Genomic DNA, 3,734 nt, shown 5'->3' with positions numbered 1-3,734 from the left:
TGCCGATGAGGCCGATCGCCTGGCCCCGGTAGGCGGTGAAGGAGACCCCGCGCACCGCGTGCACCTTGCGCACGCCGCGCGGCTCCCCCTTGCCCCGGCGCAGGATCCGGCTCAGCGCCGCGGTGGCGCTGCCCTTGCCCCCGCCCGTCCCGTTGACCCGGTACACGATGTGCACGTCGTCGGCGATCACGGTCGGGATGTGTCCCTTGGACGATTCCTCAGCCACGGCCGTACCGTTCCTCTGCCTTCCAGAAGTACACGAAGCCCACGACGCCCACCACGAGCGCCCAGGCGAGCGCGGCGGCCCACACGTGGTCCGGCAGGTTCTCCGAGCCGTAGCCGTCGATCAGGGCGAAGCGGACCAGATCCATGTAGATGGCCGCCGGGTTGTACTGCAGTACGTCCGCGATCCACCGCGGCTTGTCCGCCAGCATCACCGGGATGGAGAACATGACGCCCGAGGCGTACATCCAGGTGCGCATGATGAACGGCATCAGCTGGGCCAGGTCCGGAGTCTTGCTGCCCATCCTCGCCATGATCAGCGCGAGTCCGCTGTTGAACACGAACTGCATGGCCAGCGCGGGGATCACCAGCAGCCAGGAGAGCGCCGGGTAGCTGCCGAACCCGACCGCGACGGCCACCAGCACGATCATCGAGAACATCAGCTGCTGGAGCTGCTGGAGCGAGAAGGAGATCGGGAGGGAGGCGCGCGGGAAGTGCAGGGCGCGGACCAGGCCGAGATTCCCGGAGATGGACTTCACCCCCGCCATGACCGAGCTCTGGGTGAAGGTGAAGACGAAGACGCCGGTCACCAGGAAGGGGATGAAGACGTCCTGCGTCATCCCCCGCCGGGTCCCCAGGATCAGCCCGAAGATCAGGAAGTAGACCAAGGCGTTCAGCAGGGGGGTGACCACCTGCCACACCTGGCCCAGCTTGGCCTGGCTGTACTGGGCGGTCAGCTTCGCCCGGGAGAAGGCCAGGATGAAGTGCCGGCGCCCCCAGAGCTGCCGGATGTACGCGAAGAGCCCGGGCCTGGCACCGCTCACGGCCAGGCCGTACTTGGCGGCCAGCTGGGACGCGCTCAGCCCGTCGTCGGCGGACGGCGGGGTGCTCAGCGCGAGCCCGCCGTCATGGGTCGTGTCACTCACAAGTCAGAACTCTCGTCTTCACGTGCGCAGCGGGCGCGGCCGGGGCGGACAGGGAAGCCCGTACATATGTCTACGGCTGATGGTCTCAGAGGAGAGCCTCTCAGATCACGGGTGGCCGGCCCAGTCTGGTCAGCCGCCACACCGTACGCCACCTCATGGGCCGGCGAGGCCCGCAGGGCGTGGTCCAGCCCTCCCGGAAGCCCCCGAACCACGCCTTGAGGGCGGGCCCGGAGGGCTTGCGCACGAGGGTGAGCAGCAGCCAGACCCCGACGTACACGGGGACCAGCGGGGCGGGCAGGTTGCGACGGGCGAGCCAGACCCGGTTGCGGGCCACCATGCGGTGGTAGACCGCGTGCCGGGAGGGGGCCGTGGTGGGGTGGTTGAGCACCATGTCCGCGCGGTAGTCGATCATCCAGCCGGCGTCCAGGGCCCGCCAGGCGAGGTCGGTCTCCTCGTGCGCGTAGAAGAAGTCGGCGGGAAGCCCCCCGACTTCGGCGAACACCCGGGTGCGGACCGCGTTGGCGCCGCCCAGGAAGGTCGTCACCCTCGACGAACGCATCGGGTCCGAGGCGCGCAGCCGCGGTACGTGCCGGCGCTGGGTGGCCCCGGTCTCCGGGTCGGCGATCCTGAAGGTGATGATGCCGAGCTCCGGGTCCGCGTCGAACGCCTGCCGGCAGAGCTCGGCGGTGTCGGTGTTCGGAAGCAGCCCGTCGTCGTCGAGGAAGAGCAGGGCGTCCACGTCGGCGCCGGAGGGGCCGAACGCCTCGATGCCGACGTTCCTGCCGCCCGGGATGCCGAGGTTCTCGGGCAGTTCGACGGTCCGTACGCCCGGGGGGACGTCCGGGACCGGGGCGCCGTTGCCGACGACGACCACCTCGATCCGGTCGCCGTCCTGGAGGGCGACCGAATCGAGGAGGGCGCGCAGTTCGGCGGGGCGGTTGCCCATCGTGATGATGACCGCGCCGAGTTTCATGGGGGAGCTCACTTCAGTCTGCTGGACGCCAGGATCGACACGAGGTGCAGGACGGTCTGGAGCAGGGCGATGCCCGCCAGGACCGCGACCGCGAGACGGCTGAAGAAGAGGTCGTCCCTGACCGTGTCGAGGACGGCGACCACCAGGATGACCAGCGACGCCTCGATGCCGAGGATCAGCCGGTGGAACTTGAGCGCACCGGCGGCCCGGCGGGCGAGCGCCATACCGGAGGAGCGCGGCTCGGACGCGGACTCCTGGACGGGCGGCAGTCCGCCCTGGTGACGGGCGACCCCGACGAGGTCGGTCTCGGCCTTGACCAGGATGGCGCCGAGCGCGGCGAGCGTGCCCAGGAAGGCCCACAGCCAGTCGATGCGGCCCGGACCCCACAGGTCGGCGGCGCGCAGGCCGAAGCCGACCAGCACCGCCGCGTCGCACAGATAGGCGGCCACCCGGTCCAGATAGACCCCGCCCAGCGAGAACTGCTTCTTCCAGCGGGCCACTTCGCCGTCGACGCAGTCGAACAGCAGGTAGAGCTGGACCGCGAGGACGCCGAGCAGCGCCCCGGGGATACCGGGGACGAGCAAGGCGGGCGCCGCGAGCACACCCGCGACGGTCATCACATAGGTCAGCTGGTTGGGGGTGATCCTGGTGTTCACCAGGTGCCGGTCGACGCGCAGCGAGATCTCGCGCATGTACAGACGGCCCGCCCAGTGCTCCCCGCTGCGCCGGTCCTTCACTCCCGCGGGGTGCACGACCGGCCGGAGTTCAGCTATGGATGGCTTGTGCATAGTCGGCGTACGCGTCCCTGATCTGGTCGGTGGACAGGTTGAGGTGTTCCAGGATCGTGAAACGTCCCGGGCGCGTCTGCGGGGCGTAGTCGACGGCCCGGACGAACTCGTCGGCGCTGAAGCCGATCTCTTCCGCCCGTACGGGCAGACCGTGCCGGCGCAGGACGGACGCCATGTGCCGCGCTTCCTCGCGGGCGCCCCGCAGGTGCATGGCGAAGCAGGCGCCCAGGCCGACCTGCTCGCCGTGGCTGGCGGCTCGCTTCGGGTACAGCAGGTCGAAGGCGTGGTTGATCTCGTGGCAGCCGCCCGAGGCGGGCCGGGAGTCACCGGCGATCGACATCGAGATGCCGGTCAGGACCAGCCCCTCGGCGAGGACCTTGAGGAAGGAGTCGTCGCCCACCCCCCCGGGATGGCGCAGCACGGCCTCGCCGGCCTGCCGGGCCATGGCCGCCGCGAGCCCGTCGATGTCCTCGCCCCGTACCTCGTGGGCGAGTTCCCAGTCGGCGACGCAGGAGATGTTGGACACCGCGTCGCCGACGCCGGAGCGCACGTAACGGGCGGGGGCCCGCCGGATCACGTCGAGGTCGATGACCACGGCGATCGGGGTGGGCACGCCGTAGGAGCCGCGGCCGTTGTCGTTGTCCAGGGTCGCGACCGGGGAGCAGAGACCGTCGTGGGAGAGGTTCGTCGCGACCGCGACCATGGGCAGGCCCACGCGCGCCGCGGCGTACTTCGCCACGTCGATGATCTTGCCACCGCCGAGGCCGACGACGGCGTCGTACCGGTTGCCCTTGATGCCGTCGGCGAGCCGCACCGCGGAGGCGA

The 3,734-nt window shown here is 70.4% G+C and carries 4 protein-coding genes and 1 pseudogene; all 5 read right to left on the bottom strand.

Features of this window, described 5'->3' with window-relative positions:
• Positions 1-226 (bottom strand): annotated as a pseudogene (locus IH13_RS0128615) (ABC transporter ATP-binding protein); the annotation flags it as partial.
• Positions 219-1,148, bottom strand: coding sequence for an ABC transporter permease (locus IH13_RS0128610; protein ID WP_031088898.1), 930 nt, complete (start codon positions 1,146-1,148; stop codon positions 219-221). The pseudogene IH13_RS0128615 and the gene IH13_RS0128610, both read right to left, overlap by 8 nt.
• A gap of 100 nt (positions 1,149-1,248) precedes the next feature.
• Positions 1,249-2,121, bottom strand: a complete 873-nt coding sequence (locus IH13_RS0128605) for a glycosyltransferase family 2 protein (RefSeq protein ID WP_420713406.1) — start codon at positions 2,119-2,121, stop codon at positions 1,249-1,251.
• Between the two features lie 8 nt (positions 2,122-2,129).
• Positions 2,130-2,909, bottom strand: a complete 780-nt coding sequence (locus IH13_RS0128600; protein ID WP_082317748.1) for a CDP-alcohol phosphatidyltransferase family protein — start codon at positions 2,907-2,909, stop codon at positions 2,130-2,132.
• A partial coding sequence (locus IH13_RS0128595; protein WP_063837505.1) for an iron-containing alcohol dehydrogenase family protein occupies positions 2,887-3,734 on the bottom strand: 848 nt, incomplete at its 5' end. The genes IH13_RS0128595 and IH13_RS0128600, both read right to left, overlap by 23 nt.

This window comes from Streptomyces sp. NRRL WC-3549 (assembly GCF_000721935.1).
Classification (GTDB): domain Bacteria; phylum Actinomycetota; class Actinomycetes; order Streptomycetales; family Streptomycetaceae; genus Streptomyces.
Note: the sequence above shows the minus strand (reverse complement) of the source record. Positions and strands in the feature narration are given on the sequence as shown.

Excerpts from the sequence above, each read along its gene's own strand:
- IH13_RS0128605 (WP_420713406.1), bottom strand. The coding sequence starts at position 2,121 with ATGAAACTCGGCGCGGTCATCATCACGATGGGCAACCGCCCCGCCGAA.
- IH13_RS0128600 (WP_082317748.1), bottom strand. The coding sequence starts at position 2,909 with ATGCACAAGCCATCCATAGCTGAACTCCGGCCGGTCGTGCACCCCGCG.